The following is a 14,994-nucleotide window of genomic DNA, read 5'->3' on the forward strand; positions in this document are numbered from 1 at the left end:
CGCCCCAGTGCCGCCTCTGCTGACATGCGCCTGGGGCTTTTTCGTTCCCGGCGCGGACGGCCGCTCCCCCGCTGCTCGGAGCCTCTTGCGGGGCCTCCCCCTCGCGCCCCGGCCGCGGCTCGGCGCTCCTCCGGCCGCTCAGGCCGTGGCCCGGGGCAGGGTGATCGCGACGCGGGTGCCGGAGGGCCCGCTGTCGATCGCCACCCGGCCGCCCTGGGCCTCGACCAGGGAGCTCACGACCGCCAGCCCCAGGCCGGAGATGCGTCCCGCGCCCTCGGAGCGCGAGGTGACGAACGGCTCGAACACGTGCGGCAGCAGCCGCGGGTCGATGCCCGGCCCGTCGTCGGACACGGTGAGGACGAGGGAGTCGCCCTCACCGTGGGCGGTGACGGTGGCGCGTGTGCCCTCCGGGTTGTGGTCGACGACGTTCGCGACCAGGTTGGCCAGGCACTGCTCCAGGCGCGACTGGTCGCCGAGCAGGACGTCCGGCGGCGGGTCCTCCAGGGTGGCCGCGTCCGCGTAGGGCAGGGCGTCCAGGCGCGCGCGCACGGCGTGGAACAGGTCGGGCAGGAACACGGCCTCCACGCGGACGTCGATCTCGTCGCCGCCCCGGGCGACGGCCATGAGGTCCTCCAGGACCCGGCGCAGGCGGTCGAGTTCGGCGCGCACGACCGCGGCGTCGGCCGTCCCCAGCAGCTCCAGGTGCCCCTCGGCGACGGCGAGGGGGGTGCGCACCTCGTGGGAGATCGCGGCCAGGTAGCGGCGCCGGTTGGTGTCGGCCTGCTCGATGCGCACCAGCATCTGGTTGATCTCGGTGGCGAGTTCGGCGATCTCGTCGCGGGTGGAGGGCACCGGTACGCGGGTGTCCAGGTCCGCGGGGGAGATGGCCTTGGCCGCTTCGGAGACCTCCCGGACGGGCGACAGGGTCCGCCGCACCACCAGCCACAGCACGATGCCGCCCCCGACGACGCCGACGGATCCGGCGAGCGCGGAGAGCAGCAGGACCGTGGCGGCCGTGTCCCGGGTGGAGTCGAGCGGGGCGACGACGGTGACGACGGCGATGGCGTCCCCGGCGTCGTCGAGGACCGCGGTGTCGAGCACCCGGACCGGTCCGGCGTCGGTGTCGAGGGTGCGGATCGTCCCCGGCTCCGGGTCGGGGGCGTCGCCGCCGCGCATCAGCCCGGCGACGCGCGTGGGTCCCCCCGTGCTCTGGAGCCGCGTGCCGTCGGCGGTCACCAGCGTCACGTGTCGGGCGCCGCTGGGGCGCACGGCGAGTGCCTGCCGCGCGGCGCGCTCCGCCTCGGGGCCCGAGAGGACCCCGTCGAGTCCGGCCGCGGCGGGGACCTGTTCGGCGAGGGCGTCTCCGACCAGAGCCGACTCCTCCCGGAGGAGGCGGTCGATGTCGTTCAGGCCCGACACCCGCACGAGTTCGTAGGTGAGGAGGGCGACGCCGCCGATGACGAGGGCCATGACGAGCAGCGACCGCAGGACGACGCGTCCGGTGAGGCTCACCGGGCACCGCCCGCGAGCCGGTAGCCCGCTCCGCGAACCGTCTCGATGCGTCCTGGGCCGAGCTTGCGGCGCAGCTGGCTGACGTAGACCTCGACCACGTTGGAGGCCCCGTCGAAGTTGTATCCCCAGACCCGGTCCAGCAGCTGGGGCTGGGAGAACACCTGTGCGGGGTGGCGGATGAGCACTTCCAGGAGGCCGAACTCGCGGGCCGACAGGTTGACGGTGCGGCCCTCGACCGAGGCGGTGCGGGCTCCGAGGTCGAGCACGACGCCGCCGGCCGCCAGGACGTCGCCGCGCTCCTGGCCGCCGGTGCGCAGGCGTGCCCGCACCCGGGCCAGGAGTTCGCTCACGCTGAAGGGCTTGACCATGTAGTCGTCGGCCCCGGCGTCGAGGTTGGCCACCCGGTCGCTGACGGCGTCCTTGGCGGTGAGCACGATCACCGGCACCGAGGGGCGGCGCTGCCGCAGCCGGCGCAGCACCTCCTCGCCGGGGATGCCGGGCAGTCCGAGGTCCAGGACGACGAGGTCGACGTCGGGCGACAGGGCCATCGTCAGCCCGTCGATCCCGTCCCCGGCCGCGAGCACCTGGTACCCGGCCGTCTCCAGTCCGCGCCGCACGAAGGAGACGATGCCCTCCTCGTCCTCCACCACCAGAATCGCCAACGCCGTGTCCTCTCCGCCCCGTGGTCCCCCCTTACCTTGGCAGGGACCGCTGAACCGTTCCTGAGCGCCACATGAAGACGTTCTTCAGGTGGCTTTCAGGCCGCCATCATCTCGCCGTCGGATGCTGGAGGCAGTAGACACCTTCGAGCAAGGGAACACCGATGCAGCGCACGACCGTCATCATCCTCTCCTCCGCCGCGGCCGCCGGGCTGCTGGCCGTCGGCACGATCGGCTACCTGGTGGTGGACGACCCCGAGCAGCAGGTCGACTCGATCCAGCTCACCGGCGTGACCACCGGTTCCGCCCCCGGGGCGAACGGGGCGAGCGCGTCCGAGAAGAACCCGACCTCGACGCAGTCGGTCGACGGTCTGGAGCAGCTCGTGGGCGAGCTGCGCGCCGACGGGGACGGCGACGACACGGACGACTGGTCGGTGTCCGGTGTCGAGGTCGACTTCGGCCCCGAGGAGTGGCTGCTCACGGCGCCGGAGCTGGAGGACTTCGACGGGAACGGCACCGTCGAGCCGCTCCTGGACGAACTGCGCGGGCTGGAGGGCACCGAGGTGACGCTCGGCGTGCGCTACGAGGCCGACGACGACCGCGACGACGCCGACGTGTACACCGTCAACGGGCTGGCCTTCCGGGACACCGACAGCGGCCCGGCGCCCTGGCAGAACACCGGCGGGCAGACGGAGGCCGACCGCGACACGGTGTCCGCGAACGCCGCCGAGGCGGTCGGCGAGGGCGCCCGCACCGTCGAGGTCGAGCGCCAGGACGAGGACGGCTGGGACGGCTGGGACGCCGAGGTGCTCGACGCCGACGGCCAGGAGTACGAGGTGATCCTGGACGTGGCCGGTGAGGTCGTCGACGTGCGCGCCGAGGACTGACGGCCGGGGACCCCGTGCGGCTGCTCCGCGGACCGTCCCCGCCACCCGCACGGTCGGGGCCCCGTCCTCCTGGGAGGGCGGGGCTCCTTTCCCGTCGTCCGGTGCCGGAGCCCCGGGGGCGCGGCCGGTCGCACGACCCGGTACCGGTCGGATCAGGGGGCCGCCGCAGGGGGTCGGCACGTCGGGGCGAAGTCCCCCCGCAGCAGGCCGGAGAGGGTCGGGTACCCTCGTCGGGCCAGTCGAACTCCACTTCGTGGGGCAGGGAACCCGGTGGGACTCCGGGACTGACGCGCAGCGGTGAGGATGACGGGCGGGCACGTCCGGGGAGCGTTCCCCGGGACAGCCACTGGGGCAACGCCCCGGGAAGGCGCTCCGCACCGGTCGACTCCGAGTCCGAAGACCTGCTGGCACCGGCGGTCACGGTCCGCCGGGTCACCCGCGGGCTCCGCGCACGAGTCCCCGACCAGAAGGACGCCCATGTCCCCCGCCGGTTCTCCCCCTTCCACGCGCCGCACGCGTCGCGACCGCTGCCCCGGCGTGCTGAGACCCTGGCCCGCCGAGGACGGCCTGCTGGTCCGGCTCCGGCTCATCGGCGGCCGGATCGGCGCCTCCTCGCTGCTCGCCCTCGCCGCGGTGGCCGACCGGTACGGCACCGGTCGTATCCACGTCACCGGCCGCGCGAACCTGCAACTGCGCGCCCTGCCGGGGGACGCGGGACGCCTGGGGCCCGAGGTGGTCCGGGCCCTGGCGGAGACCGGGCTGCTGCCCTCCCCCAGCCACGAACTCGTGCGCAACGTGATGGTCTCCCCGGGCACGGGCACGGGCGCGGTCCCGGCGGACCCCGGCGGGACCGTGCCGGGCGGGGGCCGGGCCGACCTGCGCCCCGTCGCCTCGGAGCTGGACACGATGCTGTGCTCCGTCCCGCGCCGCGCCGACCTGCCCGGGCGTTTCCTGTTCGTCCTGGACGACGGGCGCGGCGACCTGATCGACCACCCCTGTGACCTGGGGATCGTCGCCCTGGACCGGAGCGTCGCCCAGCTGAGGTTCGGGGAGCACTGGGGTCCGCTCGTGCCGATCGACGAGGCGCCCGCCGCGCTCCTGCGCCTGGCGGACGGGTTCCTGGAGCGCAGCGGGGAGGGGCCCGCCGCGCCGTGGCACGTCGCCGAGCTCCCGGCCCCGCTGACCGGACCGGAGGTACCGGACCGGCGGCTTCCGTCCCCCGCCCCGCCGCTGCCGTACGGTCCGCTGCCCGGGGGCGCGCGGCACGTGCGTGTGCCCGACGAGGGCCTGGACCGCCCGGCCGCCGAGGCGCTCGCCGAGGAGGCGCTCGCCGCCGAGCCCGGCGAACTCTTCGTCACGCCCTGGCGCGGCGTTCTCGTCCCGGGAAGCCCCGCTTCCCGAACGGGGGAGGCGCGGTGACCGCCCCCCGACGGCCGAACCGGCACTACGACTACATCGACGACGGGCCCGCGATCTACACGGACTCCTTCGCCCTCATCCGGGAGGAGGCCGAGCTCGGGCACCTGCCCGCCGACGCGGAGCGGCTCGCCGTGCGGATGATCCACGGCACCGGCCAGGTCGACCTCGCCGAGGACCTGGTGGTCCACCCCGGCCTGGTGTCCGCGGCGCGCTCCGCCCTGCGGGCCGGGGCCCCGATCCTGTGCGACGCGCGCATGGTGGCCAGCGGCGTGACCGCGAGCCGCCTTCCGTGCGGCAACGAGGTGCTCTGCTTCCTGGGCGACGAACGCGTCCCCGGCCTCGCCGCCGCGTGGGGCACCACGCGCAGCGCCGCCGCGGTGTCCCTGTGGGAACCGCTCCTGGAGGGCGCCGTGGTCGCCGTCGGCAACGCGCCCACCGCCCTCTTCCACCTGATGGAGATGGTGGCGGACGGGGCGCCGCGCCCTGCCGCGATCGTCGGCTGCCCCGTCGGTTTCGTGGGGGCCGCCGAGTCCAAGCAGGCGCTGACGGAGTTCGGGGAGCGGTTCGGCGCCGACATCCCCTACGTGACCGCCCGCGGCCGCCGCGGCGGCTCCGCGATGACCTGTTCCGCTCTCAACGCACTCGCCAAGGAGGAGGAGTGACCGGACGTTTCCACGGCGTGGGTGTCGGCCCCGGCGACCCCGAGCTGATCACCCTCAAGGCCGCCCGGCTCATCGCCGCGGCCGACGTCGTCGCCTACCACGCCGGAGTCGGCAAGGCCTCCAACGCCCGCCGCATCGCCGCGTCGCTGATCCCGGGTTCCGCGGTCGAGGAACAGCTCACCTACCCGGTCACCACCGGCACGACCGACCATCCGGGCGGGTACACGGGGGTGCTGGCCGACTTCTACGAGGAGTCCGCCGCCCGGCTGGCCGCGCACCTGGACGCCGGCCGCGACGTCGTGCTCCTCTCCGAGGGCGACCCGCTGTTCTACGGCTCGTACATGTACATGCACGACCGGTTGTCCGAGCGGTACGGGACGGAGATCGTGCCCGGGGTCCCGGCGTTCGCCGCGGCCACGGCGGTGGCGGCGGCCCCGCTGGCCCGGCAGACCGACGTGCTCACCGTGCTGCCCGGGACCCTCCCCGAGCCGGAGCTGGCCCGCCGCCTGGCCGACACCGACGCCGCGGTGGTCATGAAGCTGGGCCGGACGTTCCCCGCGGTGCGCCGGGCGCTGGAGTCCGCCGGGCGGCTGGAGCACGCCGTGTACGTGGAGCGCGCCTCCATGGACGGGGAGCGGCGGCTGCCCGTGGCCGAGGTCGATCCGGCGACGGTCCCGTACTTCTCCCTGATCCTGGTCACCGGGGACAGCCGCAACGGCAGGCGGTCCCGGGACCGGGCCGCGGCGGAGACCGCGGTCGCGGAGACCGCCGGTCCGGCAGCCGAGCTGCTGGTCGTCGGTCTGGGGCCGGGCCCCGGCCGCTGGCTCACCCCGGAGGCCTCCGAGGCGCTGGCCGGGGTGGACCACGTGGTGGGTTACGGCCCCTACGTGGACCGCGTCCCGCAGCGCCCCGGCCTGACCCGGCACGCCTCCGGCAACACCGTCGAGATCGACCGCGCCCGCCTCGCCCTCGGGCTCGCCCGTGACGGTGGGAGGGTGGCCGTGGTCTCGGGCGGGGACGCCGGGGTGTTCGGGATGGCCACCGCGGTGTTCGAGGCGGCTGAGGACCCCGCCTACCGGGGCGTCCCGATCCGGGTGCTGCCGGGCGTCAGCGCCGTGCAGGCGGTCGCGGCCCGGGCGGGCGCCCCCGTCGGCGGTGACTTCGCGGTGATGAGCCTGTCGGACCGGCTCAAGCCCTGGGAGGTGATCGAACGCCGTCTGCGGGCCGTCGCCGAGGCAGACCTGGCGCTGGCGATCTACAATCCGGCCTCGCGCTCGCGCACCGAGCAGATCGCCACCGCCCGCGAGGTCCTGCTGGAGCACCGCAAGCCCGACACCGTGGTCGTCGTCGGACGGAGCATCGGCAGGGAGGGCGAGTCCTTGGAGGTGACCACGCTCGGGGAACTCGACCCCGCCGGCGTCGACATGCGCTGCCTGCTCATCGTCGGCGCCTCCGGCACCCGCGTCTCCGGGGCGGGCCGGGTCTGGACACCGAGGTGGGTGCAGCCGTGACCGTGCACTTCGTGGGGGCGGGTCCCGGCGCCGCCGACCTGCTCACCGTCCGCGCCACGCGCATGCTCAACGCGGCCGACGTCGTCCTCTACCCCGGCACGTACCTCGACCCCGGGGTCCTCGCCCACTGCGCGCCCGGAGCCGAACTGGTCGACACCCAGGGCCTGGACCTGGACCGCATCACCGAGCGCCTGGTCGCCGCGCACGCCGGGGGCGGCGACGTCGTACGGCTGACCTCCGGGGACCCCTCGCTGTACTCGGCGCTGGCCGAGCAGACCCGGAGGCTCGACGCGCACGGGGTCCCGTGGGACGTCACCCCCGGGGTGCCCGCCTACGCGGCCGCCTCGGCCCTGGTGGGCCGGGAGCTGACCGTGCCGCTGGTGGCCCAGTCGGTGGTGCTGACCCGGACCGCCGCCCGGTCGACGGCGATGCCGGACACCGAGTCGCTGGGCGCGTTCGCGGCGACCCGGGCCACGCTGGTGCTGCACCTGGCGATCCGGCGGGTGCGGGAGCTCATGGCCGAGATCGTCCCCGCGTACGGCGCGGACTGTCCCGTGGTGGTCGTGTACCGGGCCAGCCAGCCCGAGGAGGCGGTGCTGCGCGGGACGGTCTCCACCATCGCCGGGCTGGTGGAGGAGGCGGGGCTCCGGCAGGCGGCGGTGGTCCTGGTCGGGCAGGCGCTCGACCCCGCGGGGGGCGGGGAGTCCTACCTGTACGACCCCGCGCGCCCCAGGGGGGCCGGCCCCTCGTCAGTCGCTCCCGGGTGACTTCGCCAGGCACCACTGGGTGACGGTGCGGGCGGGGGTCCATCCGGTGAACGCGCCGATGGGCGCGGCGGTCTCCACCGCGATGCGGGTCAGCTCCCCGCCGTGGCGCCGGTGGGCCTCCGCGAGCAGCCCCTCGGTCTCCAGCGTCACACCGTGCACCACGAGCCGTCCGCCCGGTCCCAGCGCGTCCAGGCAGGTGTCGAGCACGCCCGGCAGGGTCGCGCCGCCGCCGACGAAGACCGCGTCGGGAGGGTCCAGCCCCTTCAGAGCGTCCGGCGCACGGCCGGCGACCACGCGCAGGCCCGGGACGCCGAGCCGGTCCGCGTTGCGGCCGATCCGCGCGGCGCGCCCGGTGTCGGCCTCCACCGCCGTGGCCGTGCACGAGGGGTGGGCGCGCATCCACTCGACGGCGACCGAGCCCGCGCCCGCGCCGACGTCCCACAGGTGCCGGCCGGGGGAGGGCGCCAGCCGGGCGAGCGCCGAGGCGCGCAGGTCCCGCTTGGTGAGCTGGCCGTCGTGCTCGAACGCGTCGTCGGGCAGCCCGGCGACCAGCCCGCAGCCCGGCGGCCCTGAGAGCTCCAACGCCAGCACGTGCAGTTGGGGGGCCTCCTCCGGAGGGGCCCCGAGCCAGTCGTGCGCCGTGCCCTCCAGCCGCGACTCCGCGTCCGCCCCCAGGTCGCCGAGGACGGTCATCCGGCTGCCGCCGTAGCCCGCGCCGACCAGCAGGGCGGCGACCGTCCCGGGGGTGGCGGCGCCCGGGGAGAGCACCAGGACACGGCGGCCGGGGGCCAAGCCGCGCATCAGCAGGTGCGGATCGCGCCCCACCAGGGACAGCACCGCGCACCCCTCCGCCGCCCACCCCATCCGGGCGCGGGCCAGGGCGACCGAGGAGACGGCCGGTTCCACGCGCACCGCGTCCGCTCCGAGCAGTTCGATCAGCGTGCTGCCGATGCCCGACACCAGCGGGTCGCCGGAGGCCAGCGCGACGGCGCCGCGGTCCCCGAGGGAGGCGAGCAGGTCCGGCAGGCCCTCGCGCAGCGGGGAGGGCCAGACCAGGCGCCGCTGGGTCGGGGCCTGCGGCAGCATGGCGAGGTGCCTGCGCCCGCCCAGCACCGTGTCGGCCGCCAGGACCAGCCCTCGCAGCCTCTCGGGCACGCCTGACCATCCGTCGGCGCCGATGCCGACGACGGTGATTCGGGGAGGGGACATCTCGACCTTCATGGGCAGGACGCTATCGTGGCGGCCGAAGGTGTGAGGTGCCCCGGCGGCCCAGCCATCGGAAACGGTGGGGACGGCGTCCGGGGAGAATCTGGGAAGCCCGGTGAGACTCCGGCACAGGCCCGCTGCGGTGAGCCGAGCCTCCGTGACAGGAGGACTCGGTAAGTCCGAAGACCGGCCCCGCACCCGCCCATGACCGATGGCGAAACGAGCGGGAGCCTCACATGCCATTGCGGACGTCCCACTATCCCTTCTCGGCGATCGTCGGCTGCGACGCCGAACCGCTCGACGACCTGGGCCTGGCCCTGGTCCTGGCCAGCGTCTCCCCGGAGATCGGCGGCGTCCTGGTCCGCGGCCAGAAGGGCACCGCCAAGTCCACCGCGGTGCGGGCCCTGGCCCCCCTCCTGCCCCCGGTCGAGGTCTACCGGGGGGACCGCTTCTCCGTCGACCCCGCCGACACCGCGCAGGAGTCGCCGGACGGCCCCTTCCCGCCCGGCACGGCCGTGGAGAGCCGCCCGGTGCGCCTGGTCGAGCTCCCGGTGGGCGCCACCGAGGACCGCGTCCTGGGTTCGCTGCACCTGGAGCAGGCGCTCACGCACGGCCGGGTCGCCTACGAGCCCGGGCTGCTGGCGCGCAGCCACCGCGGCCTCCTGTACGTGGACGAGGTCAACCTGCTCCACGACCACCTGGTCGACCTCCTCCTGGACGCCGCCGCGACCGGCCGGGTGACCGTGGAGCGCGACGGGTTCTCCGTGGAGCACGCCGCGAGGTTCCTGCTCATCGGGACGATGAACCCCGAGGAGGGCGAGCTGCGCCCGCAGCTCCTGGACCGGTTCGGGCTGACCGTCGAGGTCGCCGCGCCCTCCGACCCCGCCGCACGCGTGGAGGTGGTCCGCAGGCGTATGGCCTACGACGCCGACGCCGACGCCTTCTCCGACCGGTACGACCTGGCCGAGAAGGCCCTCGCCGCGCGCATCGCCGCGGCCCGTGAGACCGTCGGGCGCGCACGGCTGTCCGACGCCGCGCTGCTGAAGATCGCGCAGGTGTGCGCGGCGTTCGAGGTCGACGGCCTGCGCGCCGACATCGTGACCGCGCGCACGGCTCTGGCGCACGCCGCCTGGGAGGGCCGGACCTCGGTCTCCCTGGCCGACATCCGCCGCGCGGCCCTGCTGGCCCTGCCGCACCGGCGCCGGCGCAACCCCTTCGACGCGCCGGGGCTCGACGAGGACCTCCTGGACCGCGTCCTGGGGGACGAGGAGCCGCCCCCGGACGACCCAGGACCGCCGGAAGGCTCCGACGGCTCCGGTGACCCCGCCGGCCCCGACGGGGGCGGCGCACCCGACACCGCCGGTCCGGAGGGGGACCCCTCCCCGGACACCGGCGCGGACGGACCGGAGCAGTCCACCGCGCCGCCCCGGGATCCGGAGGGCTTCCGCGAACCGGAGGCCTCCCAGGAGGCGGAGGAGCCGGAGGGGGGCGGGGCCGGGCCCCGGCCCGGCACCACGGTCGGGGCGGGCGCCCCGTACCGCCCCCGGACCTTCACCGCGCGGGGCACGGGGGTCGGCGCCGACGGTCGGCGCAGTCGCGCGGTCGGCGCGCGGGGCCGCCGGATCGGGGCCGAACCGCCCGGCGGGGGCTCAGGCGGTTCGCTCCACCTGGTCGAGACCGTCAAGGCCGCGGCCTCCCGCCCGCACGGCGGCGGCCGGATCGGCCTGCTCCCCCGCGACCTGCGCGTCGCGGTGCGCGAGGGCCAGGAGAGCAACCTGGTGCTGTTCTGCGTCGACGCCTCCGGTTCCATGGCGGCGCGCAAGCGCATGGGCGAGGTCAAGACCGCCATCCTGTCGCTGCTCCTGGACGCCTACCGGCGCCGCGACAAGGTCGGCCTCGTGACCTTCCGGGGCGCGAGGGCCGAGCTGGTGCTGCCCCCGACCCGTTCGGTGGACACCGCCGCCGCCCGCCTGGACGAACTGCCCGCCGGGGGGCGCACCCCGCTCGCCGAGGGCCTGCTGGAGGCCGCCCGGGTCCTGCGGCGCGAGCGCCTGCGCGACCCGAGGCAGCGTCCGCTGCTCGTCCTGGTGACCGACGGCCGGGCCACCGGCGGCCGGGGTGCGGTCGGCCGCTCGCTGGAGGCCGCCGACCACGTCGCCGGCCTGGGCGTGGCCACCGTCGTCGTGGACGGCGAGTCCGGCCCGCTGCGCCTGGGCCTGGCCGCCGCCCTCGCCGCCCGGATGGGCGCCGAACACCTGCCCGTGGACGAGGTCAGCGCTGACGCGCTGGGAAACGCCGTGAGAGAGAGGGCCGCCTGATGCCCCAGGGCATACCGTCCGTCGTCCCCGACGACGGGCTCACCACCCGCCAGCGCCGCAACCAGCCGGTGCTCGCCGTCCACACCGGGGACGGCAAGGGCAAGTCGACCGCCGCGTTCGGGCTCGCGCTGCGCGGCTGGAACCAGGGCTGGCGGATCGGCGTGTTCCAGTTCGTGAAGTCGGCGAAGTGGCGCATCGGCGAGCAGACCGTGCTCGAACGCCTGGGGAGGCTCCACGAGGAGACCGGCGAGGGCGGCCCCGTGGAGTGGCACAAGATGGGCTCGGGCTGGTCCTGGAGCCGCCGCCGGGGCAGCGCCGAGGACCACGCCGCGGACGCGGCCGAGGGCTGGGCGGAGATCAGGCGCAGGCTCGCCGAGCAGACGCACGACCTGCTCATCCTCGACGAGTTCACCTACCCGATCAACTGGGGCTGGGTCGACGTCGAGGACGTCGTGGCCGCCCTGCGCGACCGTCCGGGCCGCCAGCACGTGATCATCACGGGCCGCCGCGCCGCCCCCGAACTCCTGGAGGCGGCGGACCTGGTCACCGAGATGGCCAAGGTCAAGCACCCGATGGACGCGGGCCGCAAGGGCCAGCGGGGGATCGAGTGGTGAGGCCCCCCGCGGCCCCGGAACCGGCGGGGTCGCAGGGGGCGGCCTCCCCGGCACGGCCGACGGCCCTGCCGAGGCTGATGGTCGCCGCGCCCATGACCGGGCAGGGCAAGACCACGGTCGCCGCCGGGCTGATGGCCGCGCTCCGCGACGCCGGGCTCTCCGTCAGCGGCCACAAGGTCGGCCCGGACTACATCGACCCCGGGTACCACGCCCTGGCCACCGGCCGCCCCGGCCGCAACCTCGACCCCCACCTCGTCGGCGAGGAGCGGGTGGCGCCGCTGCTCCTGCACGGGGCCCGGGGCGCGGACGCGGCCGTCGTCGAGGGGGTGATGGGCCTGCACGACGGGCGGATCGGCGCCGACGGCTTCGCCTCCTCCGCGCACGTCGCGGCCCTGACCCGCACTCCGGTGGTGCTGGTCGTGGACGTGTCCCGCATGTCCCGGTCGGTGGGGGCGCTGGTGGCGGGCATGGCCGCCTACGACCCGGCGGTCGAGGTCGTCGGGGTGATCCTCAACAAGGCCGGTTCGGCGCGCAACGTCGCCGAGATCACCCGCGCGGTCGGCCCGCCCGTCCTCGGCGTGGTCCCCCGCGACGAGCGGATCACCAGCCCCTCCCGCCACCTCGGACTCGTCCCGGCGTCGGAGCGGGAGGACTCGGCACGGGTGGTCGAGCGGCTCGGCGAGCACATCGCGGGCCATGTCGACCTGGACGCCCTGCTGGAGGCGGCCCGCTCCGCGCCCGCGCTGGACGCCCGCCCCTGGGACCCGGCCGCGGAGGCGGCGGCCCCGGGCACGGGCCCGCGCCCGGTGGTCGCGGTGGCCGGGGGCCGGACCTTCACCTTCCGCTACACCGAGACCGAGGAGCTGCTCACCGCCGCCGGGTGCGAGGTCGTCGCGTTCGACCCCCTGGAGGACACGGGCCTGCCCGCCGGTACCCGGGGCGTCTACCTGGGCGGCGGCTTCCCCGAGGTGTACGCGGGCGAGCTCGCCGCGAACCGGGGTCTGCTGGCCGAGCTGCGCGAGGCGGTCCGCAGCGGGGTCCCGACCGTCGCGGAGTGCGCGGGGCTGCTCTACCTCGCCGACGCGCTCGACGGCCACGCCATGGCGGGGGCCGTCCCGGCGGACGCCCGCATGACGGAGCGGCTCACCCTGCGCTACCCCGAGGCGGTCTCGCCCGGGGACACCCTGCTGACCCGGGCCGGGGAGAGGGTCACCGGCCACGAGTTCCACCGCACGGCCCTGACCCCCGGGCACGGGGACCGCCCGGCCTGGGAGGTCGACGGCACGCCGGAGGGTTTCGCCTCCCCGACCCTGCACGCCTCCTACCTGCACGTGCACTGGGCCGGGCACCCGAAGCTCGCGCGAAGGTTCGCCGAGGCGGTGCGCGGCGCTCCGGCGCCGGCGCCCGCGGGGCGCTCCCCCGCCGCCAGGGGGGCCGTCACCGGGACCCGGCCGGTGGCCGATCCGCTGCGCCACCACGGCGACGTCGAGGCGCGCGGCGGCATGCTCGACTTCGCCGTCAACGTCTACCCGGGGGGACGGCCCGCCTGGCTCGAACGGGCCCTGCGCGGGAGCCTGGACCACGCGGACGTCTACCCCGACCCCGCACCCGCGTGCGAGGCCGTCGCGCGCCGCCACGCCCGGCGGCCCGCCGAGGTCCTGCCGACGGCGGGCGCGGCCGAGGCGTTCACCCTGATCGCCCGGCTGCGGCCGTGGCGCCGTCCCGTCGTCGTGCACCCCCAGTTCACCGAGCCGCACGCGGCTCTGGAGCAGGCGGGGCACTCCGTCACCCCCGTGCTGTGCCCCGAGGGCGGCGGCTTCGCCCTCGACCCCGCCGCCGTCCCCGAGGACGCGGACCTGGTGGTGGTCGGCAACCCCACCAACCCCACCGGTGTCCTGCACCCGGCGTCGGTGGTGCGGGGGCTGTGCCGGCCCGGTCGGCTGGTCGTGGTGGACGAGGCGTTCATGGACGCCCTGCCGGGGGAGCCGGAGTCCTTGGCCGGTGAGCGGCGCGGGGGCCTGGTGGTGCTGCGCAGCCTCACCAAGCACTGGTCGGTCCCGGGGATCCGCGCCGGGTACGTGATCGGCGACGAGGCCGTCGTGCGCGACCTGGCCCGGGTGCAGACGCCCTGGTCGGTGTCCGCGCCCGCCGTCGCCGCCACCGTCGCCTGCATGAGCGCCGAAGCGGGAGCGGAGGCGGAGCGCCGCGCGGAGGAGTTCGGTGACTGGCGCACCGGCCTGGAGGCGGGGCTGCGCGGGGCGGGGATCGGGTTCGTGCCCTCCCGGGCGCCCTTCGTGCTGGTGAAGGCGGGTGAAGGGGTCCACGCCCGGCTGCGCGGCCAGGGCATCGCCGTGCGCCGGGCCGACACCTTCCCGGGCCTGGACGCCTCCTGGGTGCGCGTGGCCGTGCGCCCGCCCGAGACCGCGCGCAAGCTGATCGCCGCCCTCGTGGCGGGGTGACCGGGCTCCCGCGCTCCCCTTCCGGCGGTCCCGCCCCTGGGCCGGGGAGGCTCACACCAGACCGGTCACCCAGTCGAAGGCGTCCGCCACCTCGTGGACGGTGGGCACGCCCCGGGGGCCGGGCGGGCGCCGCACCACCACGACCGGAGTGCCGAGCCGGGCGGCGGCCTCCATCTTCGGCCAGGTGTAGGAGCCCCCGGAGTCCTTGGTGACGAGTACGTCCGCCCGGTGCCCGGCCATCAGTTCCAGCTCATCGGCGAGGTGGTACGGGCCCCGGCTGGTCACCAGCCGCCAGGCGGCGGGGAGTTCGAGCCCGGGCACGTCCACCACCCGGGCCAGGACCGCGCGCTCGCCCAGGGCGGGCACGAAACGGGCCAGCTCCTGGCGGCCGACGGTCACGAACGGCCGCTCGCCGAGCCCGGCCGCCGCGTCCGCCGCCTCCTCGTGGGTGTCGGCGTAACGCCAGGCCGGGTCCGGTTCCCACCCCGGACGCTCCAACCGCAGCAGCGGCAGGTCCGTGCAGGCGGCGGCCGCGTTGGCGGTCATCCCGAGCGCGAAGGGGTGGGTGGCGTCCACGACCGCGTCGTAGTCGGCCAGTGCCGCGCGCAGCCCGGCCACCCCGCCGAACCCGCCGATCCTGACACCGCCCACCGGCAGGCGGGGTCTGGCCACCCGTCCGGCCAGCGACGTGGTCACGTCCACGCCCGCCCCGACCAGCAGGGCGGCCAGTTCGCGGGCCTCGGACGTACCGCCCAGGAGCAGGAGCTTCGGAGGGGAAGGGCTGCGCCGGGGCCGTCCGTCGAGGGCGGGGGCGGGTGACGAAGGGGGAGAGTCCGCCGCCGCGGACCGACCGTCGGGGGCGGGGGACGGGAGGGCGGCTCCCGGACCGAGCAGGGGGAGTCCGGCGGGAGCCCCCTCGCGGGCCAGCCCGAGCAGGGCGTCGAGGTCGAGGTGGCGCTCCGCGAGGTCGGCGAGCAGGT

At 76.2% G+C, this 14,994-nt stretch carries 12 protein-coding genes and 2 riboswitches; of the genes, 8 read left to right on the top strand and 4 right to left on the bottom strand.

Features of this window, described 5'->3' with window-relative positions; all coding sequences use genetic code 11:
* Positions 1-138: 138 nt before the first annotated feature.
* Together Q8791_RS02815 and Q8791_RS02820 are read right to left on the bottom strand one after the other, a co-directional pair.
* Positions 139-1,512, bottom strand: a complete 1,374-nt coding sequence (locus Q8791_RS02815; RefSeq protein WP_330089957.1) for a sensor histidine kinase — start codon at positions 1,510-1,512, stop codon at positions 139-141.
* Positions 1,509-2,174 (bottom strand): response regulator transcription factor, encoded by a 666-nt coding sequence (locus Q8791_RS02820; RefSeq protein WP_330089958.1) that lies wholly within the window; start codon positions 2,172-2,174, stop codon positions 1,509-1,511. Before Q8791_RS02820 ends, Q8791_RS02815 begins: the two co-directional genes overlap by 4 nt.
* 161 nt (positions 2,175-2,335) lie before the next feature.
* Between Q8791_RS02820 and Q8791_RS02825 the strand changes: the two genes are divergently transcribed.
* The 5 genes from Q8791_RS02825 (at position 2,336) to cobM (ending at position 7,417) form a co-directional block, all read left to right on the top strand.
* On the top strand, positions 2,336-3,058 hold the full coding sequence (locus tag Q8791_RS02825; protein ID WP_330089959.1) for a PepSY domain-containing protein: 723 nt from the start codon (positions 2,336-2,338) through the stop codon (positions 3,056-3,058).
* A 220-nt stretch (positions 3,059-3,278) separates the two neighbouring features.
* A riboswitch (cobalamin riboswitch) is annotated at positions 3,279-3,481 on the top strand.
* Between the two features lie 54 nt (positions 3,482-3,535).
* Positions 3,536-4,477, top strand: coding sequence for a nitrite reductase (locus tag Q8791_RS02830; protein WP_330089960.1), 942 nt, complete (start codon positions 3,536-3,538; stop codon positions 4,475-4,477).
* Positions 4,474-5,139, top strand: a complete 666-nt coding sequence (locus Q8791_RS02835) for a precorrin-8X methylmutase (protein ID WP_330089961.1) — start codon at positions 4,474-4,476, stop codon at positions 5,137-5,139. Before Q8791_RS02830 ends, Q8791_RS02835 begins: the two co-directional genes overlap by 4 nt.
* Complete coding sequence (locus Q8791_RS02840; protein ID WP_330089962.1) at positions 5,136-6,650, top strand: precorrin-2 C(20)-methyltransferase; 1,515 nt, start codon at positions 5,136-5,138, stop codon at positions 6,648-6,650. Before Q8791_RS02835 ends, Q8791_RS02840 begins: the two co-directional genes overlap by 4 nt.
* Positions 6,635-7,417 (top strand): precorrin-4 C(11)-methyltransferase, encoded by a 783-nt coding sequence (gene cobM / locus Q8791_RS02845; protein ID WP_330089963.1) that lies wholly within the window; start codon positions 6,635-6,637, stop codon positions 7,415-7,417. Before Q8791_RS02840 ends, cobM begins: the two co-directional genes overlap by 16 nt.
* Here the strand turns inward: cobM and cbiE are convergent.
* The gene (gene cbiE / locus Q8791_RS02850) at positions 7,400-8,638 is read right to left on the bottom strand and encodes a precorrin-6y C5,15-methyltransferase (decarboxylating) subunit CbiE (RefSeq protein ID WP_330089964.1); all 1,239 of its coding nucleotides are present in this window, start codon (positions 8,636-8,638) and stop codon (positions 7,400-7,402) included. The two genes, cobM and cbiE, sit on opposite strands and share 18 nt — an antisense overlap.
* A 56-nt stretch (positions 8,639-8,694) precedes the next feature.
* Positions 8,695-8,832, top strand: a riboswitch (cobalamin riboswitch).
* A gap of 27 nt (positions 8,833-8,859) precedes the next feature.
* On the opposite strand from cbiE, the gene Q8791_RS02855 reads away from it, so the two are divergent.
* From Q8791_RS02855 to Q8791_RS02865, 3 genes are all read left to right on the top strand, one after another.
* Positions 8,860-10,941, top strand: coding sequence for a VWA domain-containing protein (locus Q8791_RS02855; protein ID WP_407941941.1), 2,082 nt, complete (start codon positions 8,860-8,862; stop codon positions 10,939-10,941).
* Positions 10,941-11,555, top strand: coding sequence for a cob(I)yrinic acid a,c-diamide adenosyltransferase (gene cobO, locus Q8791_RS02860; RefSeq protein WP_330089965.1), 615 nt, complete (start codon positions 10,941-10,943; stop codon positions 11,553-11,555). Before Q8791_RS02855 ends, cobO begins: the two co-directional genes overlap by 1 nt.
* Before the next feature lie 77 nt (positions 11,556-11,632).
* On the top strand, positions 11,633-14,014 hold the full coding sequence (locus tag Q8791_RS02865; RefSeq protein ID WP_330090138.1) for a cobyrinate a,c-diamide synthase: 2,382 nt from the start codon (positions 11,633-11,635) through the stop codon (positions 14,012-14,014).
* Positions 14,015-14,065: 51 nt separating this feature from the next.
* Here Q8791_RS02865 and Q8791_RS02870 read toward each other — a convergent pair whose 3' ends face one another.
* Positions 14,066-14,776, bottom strand: a complete 711-nt coding sequence (locus tag Q8791_RS02870; RefSeq protein WP_330090139.1) for a cobalt-precorrin-6A reductase — start codon at positions 14,774-14,776, stop codon at positions 14,066-14,068.
* Between the last annotated feature and the right edge of the window lie 218 nt (positions 14,777-14,994).

This window comes from Nocardiopsis codii (genome assembly GCF_036327455.1).
GTDB classification, from domain to species: domain Bacteria; phylum Actinomycetota; class Actinomycetes; order Streptosporangiales; family Streptosporangiaceae; genus Nocardiopsis; species Nocardiopsis codii.